General features: G+C 62.9%; 20 protein-coding genes, 1 tRNA gene and 3 pseudogenes. 15 read left to right on the plus strand and 9 right to left on the minus strand.

The genetic code is table 11. From position 1 onward, the window contains the following. Nucleotides 1–32 precede the first annotated feature (32 nt). The 3 genes from mmsB to chvE all read right to left on the minus strand — a co-directional run bounded on the left by mmsB (nt 33) and on the right by chvE (nt 4,041). A complete protein-coding gene (gene mmsB / locus PZL22_RS02040) occupies nt 33–1,247 on the minus strand; it encodes a multiple monosaccharide ABC transporter permease (RefSeq protein WP_003535527.1) in 1,215 nt (404 codons plus the stop codon). Beyond that, entirely contained in the window at nt 1,247–2,782 is a 1,536-nt protein-coding gene (gene mmsA / locus PZL22_RS02045; RefSeq protein ID WP_003535529.1) for a multiple monosaccharide ABC transporter ATP-binding protein, read from the minus strand. Before mmsA ends, mmsB begins: the two co-directional genes overlap by 1 nt. 191 nt (nt 2,783–2,973) lie before the next feature. Beyond that, nucleotides 2,974–4,041, minus strand: a complete 1,068-nt coding sequence (chvE, locus tag PZL22_RS02050) for a multiple monosaccharide ABC transporter substrate-binding protein (protein WP_003535531.1) — start codon at nt 4,039–4,041, stop codon at nt 2,974–2,976. Nucleotides 4,042–4,314: 273 nt separating this feature from the next. Here chvE and PZL22_RS02055 point away from each other — a divergent pair, with 273 nt between their 5' ends. Both PZL22_RS02055 and PZL22_RS02060 read left to right on the plus strand, forming a co-directional pair. Then, on the plus strand, nt 4,315–5,295 hold the full coding sequence (locus PZL22_RS02055; RefSeq protein WP_013850489.1) for a LysR family transcriptional regulator: 981 nt from the start codon (nt 4,315–4,317) through the stop codon (nt 5,293–5,295). 64 nt (nt 5,296–5,359) lie between these two features. Next, a complete protein-coding gene (locus PZL22_RS02060; protein WP_003535535.1) occupies nt 5,360–5,812 on the plus strand; it encodes a hypothetical protein in 453 nt (150 codons plus the stop codon). A gap of 3 nt (nt 5,813–5,815) precedes the next feature. Here PZL22_RS02060 and PZL22_RS02065 read toward each other — a convergent pair whose 3' ends face one another. Next, entirely contained in the window at nt 5,816–6,070 is a 255-nt protein-coding gene (locus PZL22_RS02065) for a hypothetical protein (protein WP_003535537.1), read from the minus strand. 536 nt (nt 6,071–6,606) lie between these two features. On the opposite strand from PZL22_RS02065, the gene iolG reads away from it, so the two are divergent. After that, on the plus strand, nt 6,607–7,599 hold the full coding sequence (iolG, locus tag PZL22_RS02070) for an inositol 2-dehydrogenase (RefSeq protein WP_003535539.1): 993 nt from the start codon (nt 6,607–6,609) through the stop codon (nt 7,597–7,599). 63 nt (nt 7,600–7,662) lie between these two features. Here iolG and PZL22_RS02075 read toward each other — a convergent pair whose 3' ends face one another. Both PZL22_RS02075 and PZL22_RS02080 read right to left on the minus strand, forming a co-directional pair. After that, the gene (locus tag PZL22_RS02075; protein WP_003535542.1) at nt 7,663–10,023 is read right to left on the minus strand and encodes a bifunctional diguanylate cyclase/phosphodiesterase; all 2,361 of its coding nucleotides are present in this window, start codon (nt 10,021–10,023) and stop codon (nt 7,663–7,665) included. Between the two features lie 119 nt (nt 10,024–10,142). Continuing rightward, the gene (locus PZL22_RS02080) at nt 10,143–11,354 is read right to left on the minus strand and encodes an ROK family transcriptional regulator (protein ID WP_003535544.1); all 1,212 of its coding nucleotides are present in this window, start codon (nt 11,352–11,354) and stop codon (nt 10,143–10,145) included. A gap of 386 nt (nt 11,355–11,740) precedes the next feature. On the opposite strand from PZL22_RS02080, the gene xylF reads away from it, so the two are divergent. From xylF to PZL22_RS02100, 4 genes are all read left to right on the plus strand, one after another. Further along, nucleotides 11,741–12,778, plus strand: a complete 1,038-nt coding sequence (gene xylF, locus PZL22_RS02085; protein WP_003535546.1) for a D-xylose ABC transporter substrate-binding protein — start codon at nt 11,741–11,743, stop codon at nt 12,776–12,778. 115 nt (nt 12,779–12,893) lie between these two features. Continuing rightward, a complete protein-coding gene (locus tag PZL22_RS02090) occupies nt 12,894–14,255 on the plus strand; it encodes a sugar ABC transporter permease (RefSeq protein ID WP_003535548.1) in 1,362 nt (453 codons plus the stop codon). Between the two features lie 14 nt (nt 14,256–14,269). Beyond that, nucleotides 14,270–15,055 carry an ATP-binding cassette domain-containing protein gene (locus PZL22_RS02095; protein WP_003535549.1) on the plus strand — a complete coding sequence of 262 codons (786 nt, stop codon included), beginning with the start codon at nt 14,270–14,272 and terminating at the stop codon, nt 15,053–15,055. 182 nt (nt 15,056–15,237) lie between these two features. Then, a tRNA-Arg gene (locus PZL22_RS02100) sits at nt 15,238–15,314 on the plus strand. A gap of 37 nt (nt 15,315–15,351) precedes the next feature. On the opposite strand, the pseudogene PZL22_RS02105 reads toward PZL22_RS02100, so the two are convergent. Next, nucleotides 15,352–16,531, minus strand: a pseudogene (locus tag PZL22_RS02105) (helix-turn-helix domain-containing protein). A 260-nt stretch (nt 16,532–16,791) separates the two neighbouring features. Here PZL22_RS02105 and PZL22_RS02110 point away from each other — a divergent pair. Continuing rightward, nucleotides 16,792–17,971 (plus strand): annotated as a pseudogene (locus tag PZL22_RS02110) (IS3 family transposase). A gap of 336 nt (nt 17,972–18,307) precedes the next feature. Here PZL22_RS02110 and PZL22_RS02115 read toward each other — a convergent pair. After that, nucleotides 18,308–18,892 (minus strand): TetR/AcrR family transcriptional regulator, encoded by a 585-nt coding sequence (locus PZL22_RS02115; RefSeq protein WP_050543938.1) that lies wholly within the window; start codon nt 18,890–18,892, stop codon nt 18,308–18,310. 109 nt (nt 18,893–19,001) lie between these two features. Here PZL22_RS02115 and PZL22_RS02120 point away from each other — a divergent pair, with 109 nt between their 5' ends. From PZL22_RS02120 to PZL22_RS02150, 7 genes and pseudogenes are all read left to right on the plus strand, one after another. Further along, on the plus strand, nt 19,002–19,790 hold the full coding sequence (locus PZL22_RS02120; protein ID WP_003535571.1) for an SDR family NAD(P)-dependent oxidoreductase: 789 nt from the start codon (nt 19,002–19,004) through the stop codon (nt 19,788–19,790). 51 nt (nt 19,791–19,841) lie between these two features. Beyond that, nucleotides 19,842–20,939, plus strand: coding sequence for an alkene reductase (locus tag PZL22_RS02125; protein WP_127515711.1), 1,098 nt, complete (start codon nt 19,842–19,844; stop codon nt 20,937–20,939). Between the two features lie 40 nt (nt 20,940–20,979). Further along, complete coding sequence (locus PZL22_RS02130; protein ID WP_127515712.1) at nt 20,980–21,819, plus strand: alpha/beta fold hydrolase; 840 nt, start codon at nt 20,980–20,982, stop codon at nt 21,817–21,819. A 130-nt stretch (nt 21,820–21,949) separates the two neighbouring features. Further along, entirely contained in the window at nt 21,950–22,936 is a 987-nt protein-coding gene (gene acuI, locus PZL22_RS02135) for an acrylyl-CoA reductase (NADPH) (protein ID WP_003535421.1), read from the plus strand. Between the two features lie 39 nt (nt 22,937–22,975). Then, a complete protein-coding gene (locus tag PZL22_RS02140) occupies nt 22,976–23,977 on the plus strand; it encodes an NADP-dependent oxidoreductase (RefSeq protein WP_003535419.1) in 1,002 nt (333 codons plus the stop codon). Nucleotides 23,978–24,005: 28 nt separating this feature from the next. Continuing rightward, nucleotides 24,006–24,858: pseudogene (locus tag PZL22_RS02145) on the plus strand (alpha/beta fold hydrolase). A 204-nt stretch (nt 24,859–25,062) separates the two neighbouring features. Beyond that, the gene (locus tag PZL22_RS02150; protein ID WP_003535416.1) at nt 25,063–25,518 is read left to right on the plus strand and encodes a MaoC family dehydratase; all 456 of its coding nucleotides are present in this window, start codon (nt 25,063–25,065) and stop codon (nt 25,516–25,518) included. 142 nt (nt 25,519–25,660) lie between these two features. On the opposite strand, the gene PZL22_RS02155 is transcribed toward PZL22_RS02150, so the two are convergent. Continuing rightward, the gene (locus PZL22_RS02155) at nt 25,661–26,443 is read right to left on the minus strand and encodes an SDR family NAD(P)-dependent oxidoreductase (RefSeq protein ID WP_003535414.1); all 783 of its coding nucleotides are present in this window, start codon (nt 26,441–26,443) and stop codon (nt 25,661–25,663) included. Nucleotides 26,444–26,447: the final 4 nt, after the last annotated feature.

A 26,447-nucleotide genomic window follows, 5' to 3' on the forward strand; every position in this document is an offset into this window, starting at 1 on the left:
GTTGCGATCATCGGGGGCCGAGCGGAAGCCGGTCAGCCCTTGCCCTTGTTCTTGTTGTAGACGTCGAAGAACACGGCTGCGAGCAGCACGAGGCCCTTGATCAATTGCTGGTAGTCGATGCCGATGCCCATGATGGACATGCCGTTGTTCATGACGCCCATGATGAAAGCGCCGATCACCGCGCCGGTAATCTTGCCGACGCCACCCGAGGCGGACGCACCGCCGATGAAGCAGGCCGCGATCACGTCGAGCTCGAAGCCGACGCCGGCTTTCGGGGTCGCCGAGTTCAGACGGGCCGTGATGATCATGCCGGCAAGCGCCGCGAGCGCGCCCATGTTCACGAAGGCGTAGAAGGTCAGCCGTTCGGTATTGATGCCGGAGAGCTTGGTCGCCTTCTCGTTGCCGCCCATCGCGTATATCCGGCGGCCGATCGTCGAACGCGTGGTGACGAAGGTGTAGACGGCGATCAGCACGCCCATGACGACCAGGACGTTGGGCAGGCCCCGATAGGTCGAAAGCTGGAAGCCGAGGAACAGTGCCACCAGGCTGATGACCGCCATCTGGATCGCGAAGAACACGAACGGCTCGTTCTCCGTGCCGTGCTGCTCGTTGATCCGGCGATTGCGAACCCCGGCAAAGATCGCATAGCCGACGAGCAACAGCACGGCGACCAGGGCGACCATGTTCTTGATCGTCTCCGGGCTCGGGCTGAGGAAGTAAAGAAAGTCGGGAACGAATCCGGTCGAAAGTATCTGGAAGTCCTTCGGAAACGGTCCGATCGGACGGCCGCCGAGGACCACATAGGTCATTCCCCGGAACACCAGCATGCCTGCGAGCGTGACGATGAAGGACGGGATCTTCTGATAGGCGACCCAGTAGCCCTGCGCCGCGCCCATGATACCGCCCACGATCAGGCAGGCGGGAATGACCACAAAGGCAGGCAAGCCCCATTTGACGAGCATGATCGCCGAAATCGCGCCGATGAAGGCCACGATGGAGCCGACCGACAGATCGATGTGCCCGGCAACGATGATCAGCAGCATGCCCAGCGCCATGATGACGATGAACGAGTTCTGCAGCACCAGGTTCGTGATGTTGACGGGCCTGAAGAGGACGCCGTTGGTGACGAACTGGAAGAACAGCATGATGATGACGAGCGCGACCAGCAGGCCGTATTCGCGAATGTTGTTCCTGAGGTAGTCACCGATCGACGGTTTGGTGGTTTCGGTGCTCGTATCGGCGACCATTAGTGTTTCTCCCCTGAACGCATGATGGCGCGCATGATGGATTCCTGGCTTGCTTCCTCCTTGGAAAGCTCGGCCACCATGCGCCCCTCGTTCATGACATAGATGCGATCGCAGGTCCCGAGCAGCTCCGGCATCTCCGACGAGATCATCAGGATGCCTTTGCCCTCGGCCGCGAGCTGGTTGATGATGGTGTAGATCTCATACTTCGCGCCGATATCGATACCGCGCGTCGGCTCATCGAGTATGAGGACTTCGGGATTGGTGAACAGCCACTTGGACAGGACGACCTTCTGCTGGTTCCCGCCAGAGAGGTTGACCGTCTCCTGATAGATCGAATGGGAACGGATGCGGAGCTTCGAGCGATATTCGGCGGCGACCTTCCGTTCCTTGCGCTCGTCGATGACGCCGTTCGATGCGACCGCATGCAGATTGGCGAGCGTGGTGTTGTGCATGATGTTGTTGATCAGCACGAGACCGAGCTGCTTGCGGTCCTCCGTTACATAGGCAAGACCTGCCTTGATGGCCTTGGGAATCGTGCTCACGTCCACCGGCCGGCCATGCATCGTCACCTCGCCGGTGATCTTGTGGCCCCAGGACTTGCCGAAAACGCTCATCGCCGTCTCGGTGCGGCCGGCGCCCATCAGCCCGGCGATGCCGACGACCTCGCCGGCGCGAACCTTGAAGCTGACGTCATGCAGGAACTGCCGGTCGCGGTGATGCTGATGGTAGACGTTCCAGTTCTTCACCTCGAGCAGCGTGTCGCCGATCTTCGGTTCACGCGGCGGATAGCGGTCTTCCATGGCCCGGCCGACCATGCCGTTGATGATCCGGTCCTCGCTGATGTCTTCCTTGTGACAGTCGAGCGTCTCTACCGTTCCGCCATCACGCAGGATGGTGATCTGGTCGGCAACCTTCTTAATCTCGTTGAGCTTGTGAGAGATGATGATCGACGTCATGCCCTGGCTGCGGAACTCCATGAGCAGCTTCAAAAGCGCGTCGGAGTCGTTTTCGTTGAGGGATGCGGTCGGCTCGTCGAGGATCAGCAGGCGGACTTTCTTCGAAAGCGCCTTGGCAATCTCCACCAGCTGCTGCTTGCCGACGCCGATGTCGGTGATCAGCGTCGCGGGGGACTCGTTCAGGCCCACTTTCTTCAGGAGCTCCTGGGTGCGGGCAAAGGTCTGCGGCCAGTGGATCACGCCCTTTTCGGCCACCTCGTTGCCGAGAAAGATGTTCTCGGCGATCGAAAGCAGCGGAACGAGCGCCAGTTCCTGATGGATGATGATGATGCCGAGCTCTTCGCTGTCCGAGATCGTGCTGAACTGGCGAAGCTCGCCGTCGTAATGGATCTCGCCCTCATAGGTGCCGGCCGGATAGACTCCGCTCAGCACCTTCATCAAGGTCGACTTGCCGGCGCCGTTTTCCCCGACAAGCGCGTGGATCTCGCCTTCGCGGACCTTGAACGAGACATTGTCCAGGGCCTTGACGCCCGGAAACGTCTTCGTAATGCCCCGCATTTCAAGAATGATATTGTCCATACTCAGCCATTCCAGCTGCAGTCCGAGAGACTGCAGGCGCTCTCCCGTGCTGCGCGGTTGTTTCGACCGGCTCCGATACGAAATAAAACCACGCGGCGGGCCAAAGTGCTACAGCGACATTGCCACGAGACGCATGCCGCCTGGATTAAGAGGGTGCGCGAGCGTGTCGCGCACCCTCCCGGTTCGCCGCATCAGTTGTTGAGCTGATCTTCCGTGTAGTAGCCGGAACCGACGAGAACGTCCTTGGCGTTGGACTTGTCGACGGAAACGGGCTTCAGGAGGTAGGACGGAACGACCTTGACGCCGTTTTCATAGGTCTTCGTGTCGTTGACCTCCGGCTCCTTGCCATCCATGATCGCGTTGACCATGTTGACGGTGACCTTGGCCAGTTCACGGGTGTCCTTGAAGACCGTGGAATACTGCTCGCCGGCGAGGATCGACTTGACCGACGGCAGTTCGGCGTCCTGACCGGTGACGATTGGCATCGGCATGTCGCCGGAGCCGTAACCGACGCCCTTCAGAGCCGAGATGATGCCGATCGACAGACCGTCATAGGGCGACAGAACGCCATCGACCTTCGCATCGGTATAGGCGGACGACAGAAGGTTTTCCATGCGGGCCTGAGCCACGGCGCCATCCCAGCGCAGCGTGCCGACCTGGTCCATGCCCATCTGGCCGGACTTGACGACGATCTTGCCGCTGTCGATCAGAGGTTGCAGGACGGACATCGCGCCGTCGTAGAAAAAGAAGGCGTTGTTGTCGTCCGGCGAGCCGCCGAAAAGTTCGACGTTCTTCGGCTCGGTGGCACTGTCGAGCTTCAGACCCTCGACGAGCGAGGTCGCCTGCAGCACGCCAACCTGGAAGTTGTCGAAGGTGGCGTAGTAGTCGACATTGCCGGAATCGCGGATCAGGCGGTCGTAGGCGATGACCTTGACGCCGGCATCGGCAGCCTTCTGCAGGATGTCGGAGAGCGTCGTGCCGTCGATGGCGCCGATGACGAGGACCTTCGCGCCCTTGGTCACCATGTTCTCGATCTGCGCCAACTGGTTCGGAATGTCATCGTCGGCGAACTGCAGGTCCGGCGTATAGCCGGCCTCCTTGAACAGCTTCTCCATGGTCTCGCCGTCGGAAATCCAGCGCGTCGACGTCTTGGTCGGCATGGAGATGCCGACCATGCCCTTTTCCTGGGCGACTGCCGGCGCAGCGAAGCCGGCGACCGTGATCGCCGCAGCCGCGAGAAGCGAAGTAAAGAATTTCATCAGATCTCTCCCTGAGTGTTGAACCGGCAGGCACGGGGCCTCCGTCTATGCGCAGCGACCACCGTCGCGGAGCGTGACCCCCGGCGGTGGTTCAAGATAAAGGAAGCCCTCCCCGTCTTATCATACTCCCGCATGCGCTGGCGCATATGCTGGGAAACTGGAATCAATTGCCATAACTGTCAAATACAATATCGCTTTGCACGCATACCAAAATTGATATACCACCCTAAAAGAGTGTGATTTTTGAAACTCTTGAAAACGGAACCGAATGCGATGCTCGATGGCAGGCAGAATGCAGCCGGGCTCACAGGAGAACTGCTGGAAACGGGGCTTTTCCGCTCCGGATTGAAGATCAACCACTTGCGGCTCATCCTGGCGATCGACGACCATCGGCGCATCAGCGCCGCGGCCGATTCGCTCGGGATTTCGCAGCCGGCGGCATCGCGCATGCTCGCGGAGATCGAAGCGATCGTGAAGGCGCCGATCTGCGAGCGGGTGGCGCGCGGCGTCGAACTGACCCGCTACGGCGAGGCCCTGGCGCGCCGGGCCCGCACCATCTTTCTCGAGTTGCGCGAGGCTGCGCGCGAGATCAACGAGCTGAAGACCGGCAGCGGCGGATCGGTCTCGCTCGGATCGGTCACCGGCCCGGGACTCAATCTCGCAGTGCCGGCGATCCGCCAGGTGTCGACGGCCTATCCCGGCATCGAGATCAACGTGCAGATCGACAACAGCAACGTGCTGACGCGGGAGCTTCTGGCGGCGCGGCACGATTTCATCGTCGGGCGGATCCCCGACGACCTCAATCCGCGGCTGTTCAACCTGGTCGAAATCGGTTTCGAGGAGGTCTGCCTCATCGTCCGGGAGGGCCACCCGCTGTTGGACAAGGCGTCAGCCAGCGCCCACGACCTCCCGGCCTACGACTGGGTGTTCCAGCCGCCCGGTACACTGCTTCGACGCGCGGTCGAAGACAGTTTCGCTTCCGCCGGCGTCCGGCTTCCGGCAACGGTCATCAATACTTCATCGACCATCCTGACGCTGTCGATCGTGCGGAACACCAATGCGATCGCTCCGGTTGCGCTCGACGTCGCCAGGCTGGTGGCGGGCAACGGCACGGAAGCCGGCGAGATCCGGATTTTGCCGACCGAATTTCCGATCCGCATCAAACCCTATGGGCTGATCACGGCGGAAGGCCGGGCTCTCCCCCCGAGCGCAAAGCTGCTTTACGATCTGATCCTGAAGCAGAGCAGGGCGTGATCAGGTCCGCATAATCTTGATATCGCAAGATCCTGCCAACCAAGTGCCTGCCCGGAGAGACTTGATGTTCGGCATGTCGGTATTCCACTCGGTGCTCGAGCGCCTCAAGGCCGAGCGGGACGAAGAGCTGACGAACGAGGCAAGGGACGGATGGCGGGGCACCGTCATCGGCGCGGCGCCGGGCTTCATTGCCGAAAGCTCGGCCCACGCTTGGGCATCCCGCGGCGCCGTGGAACAGGCCTATCGCGCACTGGCGGCGGATGAGCGATCCGAACCTTTCTCCATGCCCGACTATCTCAAGCGCACCAGCCTTGCGGAAGTCGCTTCCGAGCTCGCGCTCGGAGAAGCGGAAACCGCGCTGACGCTCGCGGCCAAGCGAAGGCGTTTCGCCGCCGCGAATCATCCCGACAGGCTGCCAGTGGAAGCGCGGCTCAATGCGACCTTGCGCATGAAGCTCGCCAACATGCTCATCGACGAGGCTTTGAGGCGAATCGAAAAGCCGACGGTGACTGGATAAGCGTCAGTTCGTGCCGTCGGTCGTGTCGCCGGTGGTTTCGCCGGTGGTTTCGCCTTTGCTCTGGCTCTCCTCCTTCGGCCGGTAAAAGACGAGGAGGGACGCGCCCGCATAGGCGGTCACGACCAGAAAGATCGTCCCCCACATCACCTGCCCCCCGTAGAACTCCACCGCCGTCCATACAGCGCAGAACAGGATGATCAGCAGCCGGATCCACAAGGGACGATAGAAGGGATGATCCGGATCGATGAATTTGATCATTCTGGTTCCTCTGGGGAGACTTATGGCAAGTTCATCTACTGCATATTTCTGCAAATAGGTAGCAGGTAGTGGGGCCCTTCGCGGGGCCGCGCCTGAGTCTGTTGTGTCGCTCTATCACCAGGCGTTCGAGCTGTACGGCCCTTTGTGTCTCTGGTCGACAAAGGTTTGGATGTGATTTGATGCAGCCTCGCGTCTTAAACGGAAGGGAAACATGGCCTCGCGAAGGTTCGTCGAACGGCCGGAAGTCCCGCCGTTCCTCGATGACAAGAAGCCCTGATCGCCTCTGAGTTGCTAGATCACAATCATAAAAGTTGGGCCGAACATTGGTCGGTTTCCGGACGCATGGGTAGTTGCTACCCAGCTCCAGGCGGTTGACACTTGACGGTGCCAAGGCGATTGGAATAAATATTCCGTGTATTCAACAATTGGCCGTTTCATTCCAGTTCCTCTGCGGATGCCCCGCGACGCCTTCGCGCGATGAGCGTCAATCATCGTGTGCCAACCCGGTCGCACACCGGAATTCAAGGACGACAGTGATGACAGTGAGATTTGGTCTTCTGGGCGCCGGGCGTATCGGCAAGGTTCATGCGAAAGCCGTCAGCGGCAATGCCGATGCCCGCCTTGTCGCGGTGGCGGATGCCTTTCCGGCCGCCGCGGAAGCGATCGCCGGCGCCTATGGATGCGAAGTCCGGACGATCGATGCGATCGAAGCTGCCGCCGACATCGACGCCGTGGTGATCTGCACGCCGACGGATACTCATGCCGATCTGATCGAGCGCTTTGCCCGTGCCGGCAAGGCAATCTTCTGCGAGAAGCCGATCGATCTCGACGCCGAGCGCGTCAGGGCCTGCCTGAAGGTCGTGTCCGACACCAAGGCCAAGCTGATGGTTGGCTTCAACCGCCGCTTCGACCCGCATTTCATGGCCGTGCGCAAGGCGATCGACGACGGGCGCATCGGCGAGGTCGAGATGGTGACGATCACCTCGCGCGATCCCGGTGCGCCGCCGGTCGACTACATCAAGCGTTCGGGCGGGATCTTCCGGGACATGACGATCCATGATTTCGACATGGCGCGTTTCCTCCTCGGCGAGGAGCCCGTTTCGGTCACCGCGACTGCGGCCGTGCTCATCGACAAGGCGATCGGCGACGCCGGCGACTATGACAGCGTCTCGGTCATCCTGCAGACGGCATCCGGCAAGCAGGCGATCATCTCGAACTCGCGCCGCGCCACCTATGGTTACGACCAGCGTATCGAGGTTCACGGCTCCAAGGGCGCCGTCGCCGCTGAAAACCAGCGCCCCGTTTCGATCGAGATCGCGACCGGCGATGGCTACACGCGCCCGCCGCTGCACGATTTCTTCATGACGCGCTATACCGAAGCCTACGCCAACGAGATCGAAAGCTTCATAGCCGCAATAGAAAAAGGCGCCGAGATCGCGCCGTCGGGCAACGACGGCCTTGCCGCGCTGGCGCTCGCCGATGCGGCGGTCCGCTCGGTTGCGGAAAAGCGCCAGATCAGCATCGCCTGACGGCCTGCCGCCTTATCGTGGAGAAAGGCCGGGCGCTGGCCGGCCTTTTTGTCTCATGACGAGTTAAGCCCCTACCCGATGCGGCATCGTGGAGGATGATGAGGCCGCGTCCACGCTCGGCGCCAGCCCGGGCCGGCCCGTCAGAAACCCCTGGATGTGCCGGCAACCCTCGTCGACGATGATCTGTCTCTGCCGCTCGGTCTCGACGCCTTCGGTGACGACGGGAAGGTTGAGACTGTGGCCGAGAGCGATGATCGCGCGAATTATGGCATGGGCTGCCGGATCCTTGTCGAGCGAGGCGGTGAAGCTGCAGTCGATCTTGAGCTTGTCGAATGGAAACGTCTGGAGATTGCTGAGCGAGGAGTGGCCGGTGCCGAAGTCGTCCATCACGATCCGGACGCCAAGGAGACGCAGCCGGACCAGAGTTGCAAGGACGTCGTCGCGGTTATGCATCAGCGCGGCTTCGGTGATCTCCAGTTCGAGCCGCCTCGGTTCCAGCCCGGTCCGCATCAGGATGGATTCGATCCGGTCGAAAAGGTTCGGGAGGAGGAATTGTACCGGTGAGACGTTGACCGAGACCGGCAGCGGCTCGTGCCAACGCACCGCCTCACTGCAGGCCTCTTCCAGCACCCATTCGCCGATCTGAATGATCGAGCCGCTCTCCTCGGCGATCGGAATGAACAAATTTGGCCCGACAAGACCGCGATCGGGATGGCGCCAGCGCAACAGCGCCTCATAGCCGACGATCCTGTCGTCCCGCACGTCGACCAGCGGCTGATATTCGAGGAAGAGCTGCCGCCTGACGACCGCATGCCTCAGATCGTTTTCGATCTGCCGGCGCGTGCGCACGGCTGCGTCCATCTCGGCGTCGAAGAAACACGCGATGCCCTTGCCGGTCTGCTTCGCCCGATAGAGTGCCGTATCGGCATTGCCATAAAGCCGCTCGGCGGTGGTGCCGTCGCCCGGGCAGATCGCTACGCCGATGCTGACCCCGACCGCCATCGGATCGCGCCGCGTATCCATCTCTTCCGAAAAGAGCTTGAGGATACGGTCCGCCAGTAGTCGCGCTTCCGGCTGCGCCGCCCCGGTCTGGACGATGGCGAACTCGTCGCCGCCCAGCCGCGCGATCGTGTCGGCCTCTCCTGCCGCCGCCCGGAGGATATCGGCCACCTTCCTGAGAATACGGTCGCCTTCCCCATGGCCGAAAATGTCGTTCACGGCCTTGAAGCGATCGAGGTCGAGACACAGAACCGCCAGCGCGTCATCGTGGTGAACGGCGGCGGCCAAGGCCTGCCTCAGGCGGCGGTCGAAGGAGCTTCGATTGGAAAGATCCGTCAGCGCATCGTGGTGAGCGAGGTGTTCGATCGTCCGTTCGGCATCCTTGCGCGCCGTCAGATCCCGCACGAAGATCACGTCGCATTGCCGGCCCTTGTATTCGATCGTTCGGCAGAGCCTTTCGACGGGCACGTACCCGCCGTCCGCGTGAAGGAGCTCTCCCTCGCTTGCCCCCTCTCCGGCCCCGAGGTCGTTCGGGCTCCGTCTTTCGGGCGCCTCGGCGAACAGCTCCCGCCGTTGCCTGCCGACGAGCTCGGCGGGCTTTCGACCACTGAGAGTGGCGAAGCGTTCGTTCACTTCGATGACTTCGCCGCCGCGAAGGATTACCATGCCCTCCAGCGAGGCATTGGCGAGCCCCTTGAGGTCCGTCAGGTGCCTGTCGACGAAGAGAGCGCCGAAGGCCATGAGAATGAGCGTGGTCGATGCGGCGATGACGCCGCCCGCCAGCCAGAACGGATCGAAGACGTGCGTTGCCGCGACGCTCGGGTCGGGGATCAGGACGACGCCGCTCATCGACGTGAAGTGCAGGACGCATATCGCGGCCACCAGGAGCAGGATGGATGCGGCGAGGGCGCGCACGCCGCGCAGCGCCTGGAACGAATGCAGGGCGAGCCCGGCGATCAAGGTGCCGAGAAGAACGGCGGCGAAACTCGTTTCCGGATCGAATGCGACCCGTCCCTGGACCTCGATGGCGCGCATGCCGCTCACGTGCATGGCGGCAAATCCGAGCCCGAGCAGCAAACCGCCAACGGCCGGAGCATGGCGCGAGGTTCCAGCCAGACCGACCGAAAAGGCAACCCAGGACGCCGCGATCGCGACCGCGATGGAAAAGCTCGTGCCGCCGACGCCGTAGGCGATGGGGATTCCCCCGTCATAGGCGAGCATCGCGATGAAATGCGTCGACCATACGCCGACGCCGCAGGCAAAGGCGCAGACCGCAATCCAGAGGTGCCGCTGACTGCCTGCGCTGCGCCGGGCGCGCTCGAGAAGCAGCATCGTCGCGACGCTGCCGGCAAGGCAGACGACCGCCGCCACCACGATCAGGCGCCAGTCATGATCATCGCGTATGTATGCAATCGCTGAAAACATCGCCGTCCCCCACGCCGAAGACAGCTTGGCAACGAGACTCTAAATAACCGTAAATTGAAGACTGCGCAGCACTCGCGTCAGCCGGAACTCTGCGACAGCGACCCGGCAGACCGGCCGCCTCACGGATGTCCCGCTGCTGCAATGTTTCCGTCGATCGCACCGAGGGCCCGATCGAGATGACCGTCGAAAACAAGCCGCTGCTCGTCCGGGACCACCCTTATCTGCGGCATGCCCTGCAGGCGGACCTGCAGCGAATGCGCGAGGCCCTCCTCCAATCCCTTCTCCAGAAGATCGAAATAGCGCGTGCCCGGCCCCGTCACGAAGATCGGCATCGGCTCGTAGAGACTGAGCATCCGCGAAATGCCGTTTCCGAGCGCCAAGCCGGCCTGGCGGAAGGCATAGCCGCCCATCCGATTCCCCTGGCGCGCGCTCGCGGCGATCTTGTCCATCTCCGAAAGCGGCACGAACTTCGCCGGTATCGTGTCGGAGGGCACCTCGAAGGCCGTGCGCAGGATCCCGTAGAAGCCCGCTGCCGCCTCGATGCAGCCATAGCTGCCGCAGCGGCAAAGCCCCGCGGACGCCTGATGCAGCATATGACCGAAATCCGGCGCCGAGACATCGAGCTCGCCGGACTTGCCTCTTCTGGCGAGCCCAAGCCCGATGCTGTGACCGAGCGAGACGGCGGCAAGCGCATGGAAACCGCTCTCTCTTTCCTCTTCCCTTACCGCGAGGGCGTGCGCCACCAGCAGCGACTCGTTGCTCAGCATGATCCTCGCGCGCCAGGCGGGCCGGAGCAGTTCCACGAAGTCGAGTTGCTCGCTGCCGAAAACCGGCGACCAGATGAGCCGCGCGCCACCGCCCGCCACGAGCCCCTTGCTGCTGATCGAAACGGCAAGCACCTCGTCCTTCGAGATATTCGAGCGGACGAGCAGGCGTTCGAGCGCTGCTGCCAGAACCTCCCCGAAAGCGGCAGTGCCGCGAAGATCATGGCTGCGCGCATCCTCGAAACGGTCGAGCAGGATGCCGCCATAGTCCGCAAGCGAGTATTGCACGACGTCGGAGGAAATGCGCACGACGATCACGTAGCCGCAGCCGCGTCTCGGCTCGAAAAGAACCCGCGGGCGGCCGCGGCCGCCCTGGACGTGCTGCTCGGTCTTGGCGATGATCCCGGAGCGCTCCAGCTCAGCGGTGATGACGGAGATCGTCGCCGAGGCAAGACCCGTCTGAGCCGCAATCTCCGTATGGGAGAGCGAGCCTTTACGGCGGAGCGCCGCGAGAACGAGGGCGCTGTTCTGCTGACGCACAAGCTCGGTGCTGGATTTGGTCAGCATCGGTTCGCCTTGCAGCGCCGCGCGCCCGACGAGGCGCTCAAAGGGCGCTGCAGCTCTTCAAGGTGCCGCATGTTCAATCCCTGAACCGGTGCGATCAAGTGAAACATGCATTAGCGTTAGCGGGTCCCTCGAAGACATGCCCCTCCCAAAGCATCTGACGGCCGAGAAGACAAGGCGCATTCATGTTTTCCGTAGCGATTTCAACGCGCTGCGGCAATGAAACACACGTTTCGGCGGCCTTGTTGACAGCTTGCGGAAACTCTGACATTTATTTTCTCGACTGTCGAGAAAAAACGCGGCGACGCGATAGACGGCAGCATCTGGAGGCTCGTCGGGGATGCGTGCGGGAGGTTCGTGCGCGCGGCCGGGCCATTTGGGAGGATAGGATGAAATCCATTTTGAAGCTGATGGCGGGGGCTGCCATCATAGCGTCCATGCATTCCGCGGCGATCGCCAAGGATCTGGTCATCGGCGTTTCCTGGTCCAATTTCCAGGAAGAGCGCTGGAAGACCGACGAGGCCGCCATCAAGGCCGCGCTCGAAGCTTCGGGCGACAAGTATATCTCGGCCGACGCGCAGTCTTCCGCCGCCAAGCAGCTCACCGACATCGAGTCGCTGATCGCCCAGGGCGCCAACGCGCTCATCGTGCTTGCGCAGGACTCCGACGCAATCGGCCCGGCGATCGAGAAGGCAGCCGCCGAGGGAATTCCGGTCGTGGGCTATGATCGCCTGATCGAAAATCCCGACGCCTTCTACATCACCTTCGATAACAAGGAAGTCGGCCGCCTTCAGGCGCGCGAGGTATTCAAGCAGAAGCCGGAAGGCAACTTCGTCTTCATCAAGGGGTCCTCCGCCGATCCGAACGCCGATTTCCTCTTCTCCGGGCAGCTGGAAGTCCTGAAGGAAGCGATCGACGCGGGCAAGATCAAGAATGTCGGCGAAGCCTATACCGATGGCTGGAAGCCGGAGAACGCCCAGAAGAACATGGAGCAGTTCCTGACCGCCAACGACAACAAGGTCGACGCGGTCGTGGCCTCCAACGACGGCACTGCCGGCGGCGCGATCGCGGCACTCGACGCCCAGGGCCTTGCGGGCTCGGTTCCGGTTTCCGGCCAGGATGCCGACAAGGCTGCGCTGAACCGCGTGGCGCTCGGCACGCAGACGGTTTCGGTCTGGAAGGACTCCCGTGAGCTCGGCAAGAAGGCAGCCGAAATCGCCGTGGCGCTTGCCGGCGGCAAAACCATGGACGAAGTCGAAGGCGTGCAGACCTTCAACGGCGGGCCGAAGGGCGTCGCCATGAAGTCCGTCTTTCTCGCGCCGCTGGCGATCACCAAGGACAATCTGAACGTCGTCATCGACGCCGGCTGGATTTCCAAGGAAGAAGCCTGCCAGGGCGCCAAGAGCGACGTTGCTGCCTGCAAATAACCGCAACGAAATGGCCGATCTCTGGTCTTCAAGAGCGCCGCAACGCACACCGTTGCGGCGCTCTTGCAAGGTGCGAAGCGGATCGAACGACATCGACAGATAAGTGGGGGATGGCATGGCCATGGCCGACATCACAAAAGCCAACCAGACACGGGCCGATCAGATACCGGGCACGCAGGCCGGCCGCGCCCGCACGACGGACGAAAACCCGGTGAAACGCTTCTTCCGTGCCACCGAAATCGATACCCGGCTGCTCGGCATGGTCGGCGCGCTGATCATCATATGGCTCGGTTTCCAGGTGATGACCGGCGGACTGTTCGACGGCCTGTTCCTGAAACCGCGCAACCTGTGGAACCTGACCGTCCAGACCTCATCCGTCGCCGTCATGGCGACCGGTATGGTGCTGGTCATCGTCACCCGCAACATCGACCTCTCGGTCGGCTCCGTGCTCGGCTTCTGCGGCATGATCATGGGCGTCCTGCAGGCGCAGGTCCTGCCGCAATATCTCGGCCTCGGCCATCCCGCCACCTGGGCGATCACCCTTGCCTGCGGCATCGCGGTCGGCGGAGCCATCGGCGCGCTTCACGGATCGATCATCGCCTTCCTCAACGTTCCCGCTTTCATCGTGACGCTCGGCGGCCTGCTGGTCTGGCGCGGCGCAACCTGGTTCGTGACGAGCGGCCAGACGGTTGCGCCGATGGACGCCACCTTCCGTCTCATGGGCGGCGGCACCGAGGGTTCCATCGGCGCGACGGCAAGCTGGATCGTCGGCTTCCTCGCCTGTATCGCCATCGTCGGCGCCATTTTGAATTCGCGCAAGCAGCGCAAGCGCTTCGGCTTCCCGCTGCGCCCTGTCTGGGCCGAATATTTCCTGTCGATCCTCGGCTGCGCCCTGGTGCTTGGCGCAGTCGCCGTGGCCAACCATTATTACTGGCCGGTCAATATCGCCCGCAGATATGCCGATGCGAACGGCATCGACTGGCCTGACGGAGGCCTGCAGATCTCGCACGGCATTGCCATTCCTGTCCTGGTCGCGATCGTCGTCGGCATCGTCATGACCTTCATCGCCACCCGCCTTCGCTTCGGCCGCTACGTCTTCGCACTCGGCGGCAACCCCGAAGCGGCCGAGCTCGCCGGCATCAAGACGCGCTGGGTCACCGTCAAGATCTTCACGCTGATGGGCGTGCTCTGCGCCATCGCAGCGGCCATCTCGACGGCGCGCCTCAACGCGGCGACCAATGCCCAGGGCGAGCTCGACGAGCTCTACACGATCGCGGCCGCAGTCATCGGCGGGACCTCGCTTGCCGGCGGCGTCGGCACCATTGCCGGCGCGATGATCGGCGCGCTCGTCATGCAATCCCTGCAGTCGGGCATGGTCCTTCTGGGGATCGATACGCCCTTCCAGCGGATCGTCGTCGGCGTCGTGCTCGTCACCGCCGTCTGGCTCGACACCGTCTACCGCGCCCGCGCAAAATAATCAGGAGTTCGAACATGACTGAACAACGCACTCCGCTCGTGGAAATGAAGAACATTTCCATCTCCTTCGGCGGCATCCACGCGGTGGACGATGCTTCCGTCGATCTCTACCCCGGCGAGGTGGTCGCCCTCCTCGGCCATAACGGTGCCGGCAAGTCCACGCTCATCAAGATTCTCTCCGGCGCCTACAAGCGCGATGCAGGCGAGATCCTGATCAACGGCGAGCCGGCCGAGATCAACAATCCGCGCGACGCCAAGAAATACGGCATCGAGACGATCTACCAGACGCTCGCCGTGGCCGACAATGTCGACGCCGCCGCCAATCTCTATCTCGGCCGCGAACTGCGCACCCCCTGGGGCACGCTCGACGACGTGGCGATGGAAGCCAAGGCCCGCGAAGTGATGGGCCGGCTCAACCCCAACTTCCAGCGCTTCAAGGAGCCGGTGAAGGCGCTTTCCGGCGGCCAGCGGCAATCGGTGGCGATCGCCCGCGCCATCCTCTTCGACGCCCGCATCCTGATCATGGACGAGCCGACCGCGGCGCTCGGGCCGCAGGAAACCGCGCAGGTGGGCGAGCTCATCAAGCAATTGAAGCGCGAGGGCATCGGCATCTTCCTGATCAGCCACGACATCCACGACGTCTTCGACCTCGCCGACCGCGTCTCCGTCATGAAAAACGGCCAGGTCGTCGGCCACGCCCGCACCGAGGACGTGACCAAGGACGAGGTGCTCGGCATGATCATCATGGGCAAGGTGCCCCCCAAGGCCATCCCCGGCCCCGGCGCCATGCAGATGGCGTGAGGCGACACGAACGCCCCCAATGCCGCGTCGACGGACGCGGCATTTTCTTCGCGCAAGCCGCTTCGCGCGGACACCAAACGCAAATTTCCGCTGCAAACTCAGTCAATCACCATTGAAGCGGCGCGCAAGCTAGGCTAAGAACCGCTCACAGCCTGCTTCGGCGGCCCTGCCGCCAAACGGATGCACCCGTAGCTCAGCTGGATAGAGTGTTGGATTCCGATTCCAAAGGTCACAGGTTCGAATCCTGTCGGGTGCGCCAAATATCGCCGGTCCATTCTGGACACATAGGTTACGGTTTATTCCTGAGACATAGGTAACACTTTCGGCCCGAACGGGTTTTGAAGTGGTTCCAGTCTGCATGTCTCGTCATCGAAATAATTCAGATCATACTGCATGAAGCTGGTGAGCCATATTTGGTCTTCGACCTGTTTGATTCCGACGGTCTGCCCGGCGAAGACCTGGCTTAAGTTGATCTTCTTGCGTTTGTAGCAGATGCGCCCGCATGTGGTGACGGTCACCGCCTGGTCGTGGAAAGGCTAGCCCAGACTCGGCAGTCCGCGGTAGGGGCGCGGTGAAACGCTGTAGCACTCGGCTGGGCAGGCCATATTAAGGCCTGATGGGGCCGTTCGATGTTGAATTCTTCGACGAAGTCGTCGAAGCGGGCCTGCTGCTGCAGGAAATTGGCACCGGCCGGTTTGGTTGTCTCTAGCTTCAAGGCCGGATGCATGCGCTCATGGCGGCCGTTCTGCTGCGGATTGCCTGGTTTGATACGTTCAATGTCGATGCCAAGCCTGAGCCACCACACCGATAACCGGGAAAGATTGAACAGTGCATTGGGGCTGGCGAAGGGCACGCCGTTGTCGGTTCTGATCGCACGGGGTAAGCCGAACTCTGCGCTCGAACACGGTGAAAGCGTAAACCTCCTTGGTGGTGTGAAGCGCCTCACAGGCCAGGAGGTAGCGGCTGGCGAAATCGGTGATCGGCAACGGATAGCAGTAGCGCTTGTCGGCGAGCATGAACTCACCCTTGTAATCGGCGCACCACAAGTCGTTCGCTCGACACGGTTGGGAGAGTGGTGTTCCCTGTGCCCTGTTTCGCCGTCGCTTGCGGTGCTCGACCAGCCCGTTGCGGTCGAGCACCGCGTGCACGGTTGAGATCGCCGGCATTTGCACGTCCGGGTAAAGCCCGCGCCAGTCGTTCCCTGATCTTCGGTGCGCCCCAATTCGGCTTCTCCTGCTTGGCACGCACAATCAGCTTCTCGATTTGGAATGGAAGCTGATTGGCGTGCCGGTAAGGACGCCGCGAGCGGTCGGTCAGTCCTTCCAGCCCGCAGGCATTATAGCGGCTGATGATCTTGTGGCCGGTCTTGCGGGAGATGCCGAACTCGCGGCAAAGCACCGCGATCTTCTCGCCATCCAGAACCCGCGCAACGAATTTGAGACGTTCGTCCATGCGGTTGCACTCCTGCAAAGGCACCTTTGCTCTCCTCGCAAAGGCCGAATGTGTAACCCATGTCTCCGGAATGAAATGTCACCCATCTCTCGGGAAGGGCATACAGAACTGGTCGCGGCAGGGCCGTGTGGCCGGACCTTCGAGGACGCCTTCATTCTGGCAAATGCTGGGATGTTTGGGGTGAGCGGTGCCACCGCCGACGAGCGGGCCGTGGCTGCTGGTAAGCTGGCAAAGAAGCATAAGAAGTCAACGTTCGCGCTGACCTACGCGATCAGCAACACCGAGTGGACGCCGCCGCGCTACTTGGCCGATGGTCTGAAGAGCAGATCATTGCGGTGCTGAAGGAGGCCGAGGCTGGCGCCAAGACCGGCGACCTGGCGCGGCGGCACGGTGTGTCTGAAGCGACGATCTACAACTGGAAGGCCAAGTATGGCGGCCTGGAGGTTTCCGAGGCGAAGCGGCTGCGGGCACTCGAGGACGAGAACGCCAAGCTCAAGCGGCTTCTGGCCGAGGCGATGCTGGACAACGCCGGCTTGAAGGACCTTCTCGCAAAAAATTGGTGACGCCCGCTGCCAAGCGAGAGGCGGTCGCTCGTCTCCAGGCAGCCCTAGGGATGAGCGAGCGGCGGGCGTGCCGTGTTATCGGCGCTGACCGGAAGAGCATGCGTTATCGGTCGCAGCGGGATGATGATGCCGACCTTCGGTTGAAGCTGCGCGAGCTTGCGCAGCAGCGCCGCCGGTTCGGCTATCGCCGGCTGCACATCCTGCTGCGGCGCGAAGGCCTGGTGATCAACCGCAAGAAGACCCAGCGGCTTTATCGCGAGGAGAAGCTGGCGGTCCGACGACGACGCAACCGCCGTCGTGCCGTCGGCGCGCGGGCGCCGGCGCCTGTGCTGGCGTTGCCCAACCAGCGATGGAGCCTGGATTTCGTGCATGATCAGATGGTCTCGGGACGCCGGTTCCGAGTGCTCAACATCGTCGACGACGTGACCCGCGAGTGCTTGCGTGCGGTGCCGGACACGTCGATCTCGGGGCGTAGGGTCGTGCGGGAGCTTACGGATCTGATCGCTGAGCGCGGCAAGCCAGGGATGATCGTCAGTGATAAACCGAGCTGACGTCGAACGCGGTCCTGGCCTGGTGCGGGGAGTTCGGCGTCGAGTGGCATTACATCGCCCCGGGCAAGCCAATGCAGAATGGCTACGTCGAGAGCTTCAACGGCCGCATGCGCGACGAGCTGCTCAACGAGACGCTGTTCCTCAGCCTGGATCATGCCCGCGTGGTGATCGCCGCCTGGGCGGAGGACCACAACCAGGAGCGCCCGCACTCAGCCCTGGGATACGAGACCCCAGCGGCGTTCGCCGCTGAACTGCATCAGCAATGGCCTGCTGCGCTACGCCATACGGGCTCCGCTCCGCAGGCCATTGCTCACCCCGCGCTCATGCGCAACAAAGCCGCCGGGCTCTAATCGGCGCTGGTGGAAATCAGGGGGGCACGTCAGAGGCATTCCAAGCTTACAGCAATGCTGGTGCGTTCGGCGGTAAAGATCGGATTTGAAGCGGATAAGCTCCGCCGATTGTCCGATAGAGCCGCCATTAAATACACATTCCCCGCCGATGGCCGCCGATTGCCGCACAAAGCCTGATGCCTTGAATGAGAACATAGACTTATGACGATTTCGTAGTGCTCACTTTCATCGGGCGCTGCCCGCCAATTCCAAAAAATCGCCTTTTTTGGCGAACGACTTACCGTCGGCAACCCGATATTCTTGCCGATTCCACGCTAACGTTGAACGCCCGCATATTCATGCCGCGCGGCCCTTCTGCGCCGGGATCGGCTTGTCGGGTGCCTTTCTGTCGTCGATCCATGCCCGTGTCTCGGATAGGAGTTCGGCCGACAGCGCGGGGTTGTCGATCGACCGGGCGAGGATGAGCGCGCCGACCATCGCCGACCAACTGCCGATCGCCGCTCTGCGGCGCGTGGCGGGATCCTCACCCGGCATGATCTCTGTGAGGGTGCCGATCTGTGAGGCGAGGACCTGCGCCATGGATGCGCGGGCCTCGGGGGCCTGTTGCCGCATGAACCCCGCGAGGGCGGCCATGGGGCAGCCCAGATCCGGATGCTCGCGATGGGGTTCCGAGAGATAGGTGTCGATCCAGGCGCTGAGATCGTCGATCACTGACTGGCTGCCGACGGCATGAGCGATGGTCTGGGCGACCAGATCGTCCTTCGACTGAAAATGTCCGTAGAAGCCGCCATGGGTCATCCCGGCCGCCTTCATCACTTCGGCGACGCTCACGGCATCGAAGCCCTTCTCGCGGAACAGGCGTCCCGCCTCGGTCAGGATGCGGCTGCGGTTCTGCGCCTTCTGGTCCTGGCTCACTTTCATTTCCGTTGATCTCCCGCGCGGCATTGACATTTTGATGATGGTTATCATATTTGGCACATTGATGACTATCATCATGAATATAGTTTCGATGCCGTGAAAGGGCAATGCCATGACCGCCAAACCATCCGTCCTCATTACCGGCGCCTCCACCGGCATCGGCGCGACCTATGCCGAGCGCTTCGCACGGCGCGGCCATGACCTCGTGCTCGTTGCCCGAAACACAGCGCGAATGGAGACGGTGGCGGAACGGCTGCGAAGCGAGACAAGCGTCGCGATCGACATCATGGCGGCGGACCTCGTGAATCCGCAGGAGCGTGCAACGGTCGAGGCGCGGCTGGGCGAGGATGCGCGGATCGGAATCCTCATCAACAATGCCGGAACGAGCCTTGCGGGAACCTTCATCGAGCACGCCGTGGAGGACATCGACCGGCTTGTGGCGCTCAACACGACCGCTTTGGTGCGGCTTGCCCATGCCATAGCGCCGCGCCTTGCGTCAGCGGGCGAAGGCGCGATCGTAAACATCGGTTCAGCGGTCGGCCTGGCGCCGGAATACGGCATGCCGGTCTATGGTGCGACCAAGGCCTTCGTCCTGCATCTCTCCCAGGCGCTCAGCCTCCAGCTCGGACCCCAGGGCGTCTATGTCCAGGCTGTGCTTCCAGCGGCGACCCGCACCGAAATCTGGGGCCACGCCGGGGTCGACGTCGACACGCTGCCGGCCGTGATGGAAGTGGACGATCTGGTGGACGCGGCGCTGGCTGGCTTCGATCGCCGCGAAGCCGTCACCATCCCGCCGCTGCACGACCTCGGACAATGGGAGGCCTTCGAGGCAGCCCGGCAATCCATGATCTCAGGCTTCGGACAGTCCCGGCCAGCCGAACGCTATCTGGTCGGCGCCTGAGGGCCGCTCGAACCGAGCGAATTTAGATCATCAAAACGAAAGACAGCGACAATGACCGATACAGATCTGTTCAGCGCCTACGACCTCGGCGGCCTCACGCTTAAAAACCGCATCGTCATGGCGCCGCTGACGCGCAACCGCGCCGGCGCCGGCCTCGTGCCGAGCGAGTTTGCAGCAAACTATTATGCGCAGCGCGCGAGCGCCGGGCTCATCATCACCGAGGCGACGCAGGTTTCGAAGCAGGCCCAGGGCTACCAGAATACGCCCGGCCTCTATACGCCCGAGCAGGTCGCAGGCTGGCGCAAGGTGACCGACGTGGTTCATGCCAAGGGCGCTCGCATCTTCGTCCAGCTCTGGCATGTGGGCCGCGTGAGCCATGTCGATCTTCACGGCGGGGAGGCTCCGGTCGCCCCCTCGGCGATCCGCGCCGAGACCAAGACGTTCGTGAACAATGGTTTCGCCGATGTGTCCGAGCCGCGTGCGCTGGAACTGACGGAAATCCCTGGCATCGTCGAGGACTTCCGCCGCGCCGCCGCCAATGCGATTGATGCCGGTTTCGACGGGGTCGAGGTGCATGGCGCGAACGGCTATCTGCTCGACCAGTTCCTGCGCGAAACCGCCAATGTGCGTACCGACGCCTATGGCGGTTCGATCGAAAACCGGGCCCGGCTGCTGGTCGAAGTGACGGCCGCGGTGGCGAACGAGATCGGCGCGCAGCGCACGGGTATCCGCATTTCGCCGGTGTCGCCGGCCAGCGGCATCGTACCGGCGAGTGACGAGCAGCCGCAATTCAACCACGTCGTCGAAGCGCTTGACGGTCTCGGCATCGCCTATATCCACGTGGTCGAGGGCGCGACAGGCGGGCCGCGCGATGCGAGGCCTTTCGATTTCGATGCGCTGAGGCAGCGGTTCCGCAACACCTACATCGCCAACAATGGCTACGATCTTGAGCTGGCCAAGTCGCGTCTCAGCGAGGGGAAGGCCGACCTCTTCGCCTTTGGCCACCACTTCATCGCCAATCCCGATCTGGTCGAACGGCTGAAAAGCGGTGCCCCGCTCGCCCAGATGAACCCCGCCACGATCTATGGCGGCGGCGCGGAGGGCTACACCGATTATCCCTCCATCTCGGCCGAGGCGACCGCCGCCTGAACAGGTGGCCGTCGAACCCATTGAAGGAAGGATCTTTGCAATGTCGAGCAACAACCATCTCACCGCACCTACTCAGTTCGTCGAGGCGAACGGCATCCGCTACGCCTATCGCCGCTTCGGCGCCGAAAGCGGCACGCCGCTTGTGTTTCTCCAGCATTTCCGGGGCGGGATGGACAATTGGGACCCGCTGGTCACCGACGGTCTTGCCGCCGGCCGGCCGGCGATCCTGTTCAACTATGCGGGCGTCGCCAGTTCAACCGGCGAGAGCGCGACGACGATCGACGGCATGGCAGATCACGTCGCGATCTTCGTGAAAGCGCTTGGCCTCACCATCGTCGACGTGCTCGGCTTTTCGATCGGCGGCTTCGTCGCGCAGAGCTTCGCCCATCGCTGTCCTGAACTGGTCCGTCGCCTCGTTCTGACCGGCACAGGACCGCGCAACGGCGACCAGAATCCCGATCCGCGCATCTTCCAGGTCGCTGGCAACCCCGTTCCGACCGTCGATGACTTCCTGTTCCTGTTCTTCTCGCCATCCGAGGCGAGTCAGGCAGCGGGCCGCGCCTTCTGGGAACGCCGGCACGCACGTCACGACCAGGATCCGCCGTCCTCGCCCGAGGCCATGCAGGCACAGATGGCAGCGATCGTAGAATGGACCCAGCCACGTGGCGAGCGCTTCGCCTATCTGAAAGAGATCGGTCAGCCGACGCTGGTAGTCAACGGCCATGACGACATCATGGTGCCGACGATCAATTCCTTCCACCTGCAGCAGCACATCCCGAATGCGCAGCTGATCGTCTATCCCGATTCCGGGCACGGATCGCAATTCCAGTATCCCGAGTTGTTCGTGGCACACACCGGCCTGTTCCTGGACAAGGCGTGACGCTGGGTCGGAGACAGGTGCGGTGTCGGGCTTCGGCCCGGCGCAACGCTTCGATCCCCCTTCGACGCAACCCAATCGACGCCGTCATCGCATGCGCGCGGTGATCAACGACCCCAAAAGGAATAGCGCAATGACTTTCAAAGCACTTCTGGCCACGCGAGAGAACGAAGCGCTCTCGACGAAGGTGACCGACTTCGACGACGCCGATCTGATGCCGGGCGATGTCACGGTCAGGGTCGACTATTCGACCGTGAACTACAAGGACGCGGGCGCGCTGAGCGGCCGGATCGACGTCATCAAGCAGTTTCCGCTGGTCCCGGGCATCGATCTTGCCGGTACGGTGGAAGCCTCGTCCTATCCCGGCATCGCGGTGGGCGACAAGGTCGTCGCGAACAGTTGGGGCCTCAGCCAGACCCACCACGGCGGCTATGCTCAGAAGGCGCGGCTGAGCGGCGACTGGCTGGTCAAGATCCCAGAACCCTTTTCAACGAAGGACGCCATGGCGATCGGCACGGCCGGTTACACAGCCATGCTGTGCGTGCTGGCCCTGGAACATGGCGGCATCACACCCGATCGCGGCGATATCATCGTCACGGGCGCCAACGGCGGGGTCGGATCGATCGCGATCGCGCTGCTCTCTGATCTCGGCTACCGCGTGGTCGCCTCGACCGGCCGTCTCGAAGAAGCTGACTATCTGCGCGAGCTCGGCGCGGCCGAAGTCATCGATCGCCGCACGCTTTCGGAGCCAGGAAAGCCCGTCGCGAGCGAACGTTGGGCCGGTGCGGTGGACTCCGTGGGTAGTCATACGCTGGCGAATGTGCTGGCCCAGACCCGGTATCGCGGCGTCGTGACGGCGTGCGGTCTGGCCCAGGGCCTCGATCTTCCCGCGACCGTCCTGCCGTTCATCCTGCGCAATGTCACGCTTGCCGGCATCGATTCCGTCAACGCGCCGCGGGAGGTCCGCATCGAGGCCTGGTCGCGTCTGGCCCGTGACCTCGATCTCGACAAGCTCGCCCGCACGACGACGGTGGTCGGCCTCGCCGACGTGCCCGATATCGCGAGGCGCGTCCTTGAAGGCAAGATCCAGGGACGCACTGTCGTCGACGTCAATGCCTGAGAATTCCGTCAGGGTTCTCGAACCGATGGGAGAGACAGCATGAAGGCCTTCATCCTCGACCGCTACGGCAAGAAACAGGCGCTGCGTCTCGGCGACATGCCCGAGCCCGTGCCCGGTCCCGACGACGTGCTGGTTGCGGTCGAGGCGGCGGGCCTCAACCAGCTCGACTCCAAGATCCGGGACGGCGCGTTCAAGCCGATTCTGCCCTACAAGCCGCCGCTCGTGCTCGGCCATGATCTGGCCGGGACGGTCGTCCAGGTCGGCGCGAAGGTGCGGCGATTCAAAGCCGGTGACGCGGTCTATGCCCGTCCCCGTGATGGACAGATCGGCACCTTCGCCGAACGCATCGCCGTCAAGGAAGCCGATCTCGCGCTCAAACCCGCCAATCTGACGATGGCGGAAGCGGCGTCGATCCCGCTGGTCGGGCTGACCGCCTGGCAGGTGCTGGTCGAGCGCGCGCAGATCAAGCCGGGACAGAAAGTGCTGATCCATGCGGGATCGGGCGGTGTCGGCACCTCCGCCATCCAGCTCGCCAAACATCTCGGCGCGACCGTCGCGACGACGGCAAGTGCCGCCAACGCCGCTTTGGTGAGGGAGCTGGGGGCGGACATCGTCATCAACTATCGCAGCCAGAAGTTCGAGGAAGAGCTCTCGGGCTACGACGTCGTCCTCAACAGCCTCGACGCCGCGACGCTGGAGAAATCGCTGAGGGTCCTGAAGCCCGGCGGCAAGCTGATCTCCATCTCCGGCCCGCCAGACCCTGCCTTCGCACGCGCCCGGGGCTTGAATGTGGCGATTCGGCTCGTGCTGCGCATGATGAGCGCTGGTATCCGGCGCAAGGCTAAGCGGGCAGGTGTCGACTATTCGTTCCTGTTCATGCACGCCGACGGCGGGCAACTGGGCCGGATCGCGAAGCTGATCGAGGATGGCACGATCCGTCCGGTGGTCGATGGCGTCTTCCCCTTCGAGCAATTGAACGAAGCCTTCGCCACCATCGATACCGGTCGCGCCAAGGGGAAGGTCGTCGTCACGCTGAAGTGACGCGATTTCCCGAAACAAGGATTCCACCATGGCCACCCATATCCGCAGTGCAGACTGGAAGACGGCGCCCACCCGTCACGTTGAGGCTGCCGGCACGCGCTTCGCCTATCGTCGTCTCGGGCCTGACGGCGGGGTGCCGGTGGTGTTGCTCAACCACTGGGGCGCGAACCTCGAAAATTTCGATTTCCCCATCGTCGAGGGTCTGGCGGCCGATCGGCCTGTCTATGCACTCGACTATCGCGGCATCGGCACATCCGGCGGCACGGCGCCGCTCAGCGTGGCCGAGATGGCGAACGACACGATCGCAACGATCCGCGCGCTGGGACTGACATCGGTCGACCTGATTGGCTTTTCGCTTGGCGGCTTCGTCGCGCAGCAGATCCTGTTCGACGCGCCCGATCTCGTCCGTCGTGCCATCCTTGCCGGCACGGGTCCGGCAGGTGGGACCGGGATCGAACGGGTCGGCGCCGTATCGTGGCCGCTCATCATCAAAGGCCTGCTCACCTTCCGCGATCCCAAATTCTATCTCTTCTTCACATCAAGCGCGGCAGGCAGACATGCCGCCTCCGAATTCCTTGCTCGATTGAAGGAGCGGACGAGGGATCGTGACAAGGCGGTTTCGCTAACAGCCTTCCTGCGCCAGTTGAAGGCGATCAAGGCCTGGGGGCCAACAGGCGTCGCAGCCGCTGGACACCATCCTCAAGCCCGTCCTCGTGGCGAACGGCGATCATGACATCATGGTGCCGAGCGAGAACTCGTCGGACCTGGCGCGCCGCATCCCCGGAGCCGAGCTCGTCCTTTACCCCGACGCCGGGCATGGCGGCATCTTCCAGTACAACGATGCCTTCCTGACGAAGGCAAAGGTCTTCCTGGCCGCCTGACAGGTGAGGCTCGATCCGACAGGGATACACATGATGAACGATATGACGCTCGGCCGGACCGGCCGTTTACGGCTTCTTCGCCATGGGTTTTGCCCTCTATTTCACATCCCAGGGCGCCGGGCCGCTGGCTGCTGCGGGCCGGAGCCGACGTCACCAATCTCCTGATCGACCCCATGACGACGTAAACGGAAGAGGAAAGCGGCGATGTCCCTGCGCTATCTGGAGGACTTTGCAGTGGGTCAGACCTTCACGGCCGGACCAGTGCGGATCGAGGAGAGTGAGATCAAGCAGTTCGCCGGCGCGTTCGACCCCCAGCCGTTCCATCTCGACAGCAAAGCGGCGCAGAGCAGTTTTTTCCGCGGACTGGCGGCCAGCGGCTGGCACACTGCCGCAATAACCATGCGCTTGCTGGTGGAGAGCGAATTGAAGCCTGCCGGCGGGATTATCGGCGCCGGATTTGACGAACTGCGGTGGCCGCGCGCTGTCCGGCCAGATGATGAACTGCGGATCGAAGCCGAAATCCTCGAAGTTCGACCGTCGAAGTCGAAACCGGATCAGGGCATGATCAAGGTCCGGACCAAAACGCTGAACCAGAATAACGATCCAGTGCAGATTTCAGTCGGCAACCTTGTCGTGCTTCGGATGCGACCTGCTGAGTAACCAGCCGCATGTTCACTGCGGTGTCGCCGAGTCCTGGCTGGTCGAACAGTGCGCGGTTACAATGTTCTTCGACTCTGGCCGTCAATGTCGTCGTCAGCTTCCATATCTGATCACGTAAGCCATCCAGCCCATGGGTGAGGGATCAGAAGCTCTCCGACCACGGCCGCAAATCCAGCTCCTGCGTCCAGGCGCTGCGATGCTGATGGTGCAGGGTCCAGTAGGCGTCGGCGATCGCGTCGATGTTCAGAAGACCATCCGGGCCACGGCTGTCCTGCAATTCCGGGCGCTTCGACAGCAGGCGCTCGCCGGCGATTCCCCCGTCGATCACCACATGCGCGACATGCACCCCCCAAGGGCCAAATTCGCGCGCCAGGGACTGGGAGAGGTTGCGAAGCGCGCCCTTCGCGGCGCTGAACGGCGCGTAATTCGCCTTGCCCCGGAGGCTGCCGCTCGCACCCGTGAAGATGAGGCTCGGCCCATGGCTGAAGGGTTGATCGCGGTTCTGGCGGGCGAGGAGCGCGGGCAAGGCTGCGCGCGCCAGATGGTATGCTCCCAGCGCATGTTCGCGCCAATGCGCCTCGAATTCCTCTTGCGCCAACTCGAGGAACGGCGCGGGGCGATTGCTGCCGGCGTTGTGGACGGCGACCGCGAGCGGCGCCTGCTCCTCGGCGGCGGCGACGAAGCGCTTCACATCTTCCTGGTTCGCCACATCGCCTGATGTCGCGCGGACGGTGATGCCATCGGCGTCCAACCGGGACCGGGTCGCTTCCAGCTTCTCGGCATTGCGTCCGGCGAGCACGACAGGATAGCCCTCCCTGCCAAACCGGCGCGCGATGGCCGCCCCAAGGCCTTGGACGGACCCGACACCGGCAATCAGGATGCTTCCGCGAATTGCCGCGTCCCCTGGTTCCGAACTGGATATCATCTCG

Source organism: Ensifer meliloti (assembly GCF_030064585.1).
Classification (GTDB): domain Bacteria; phylum Pseudomonadota; class Alphaproteobacteria; order Rhizobiales; family Rhizobiaceae; genus Sinorhizobium; species Sinorhizobium meliloti.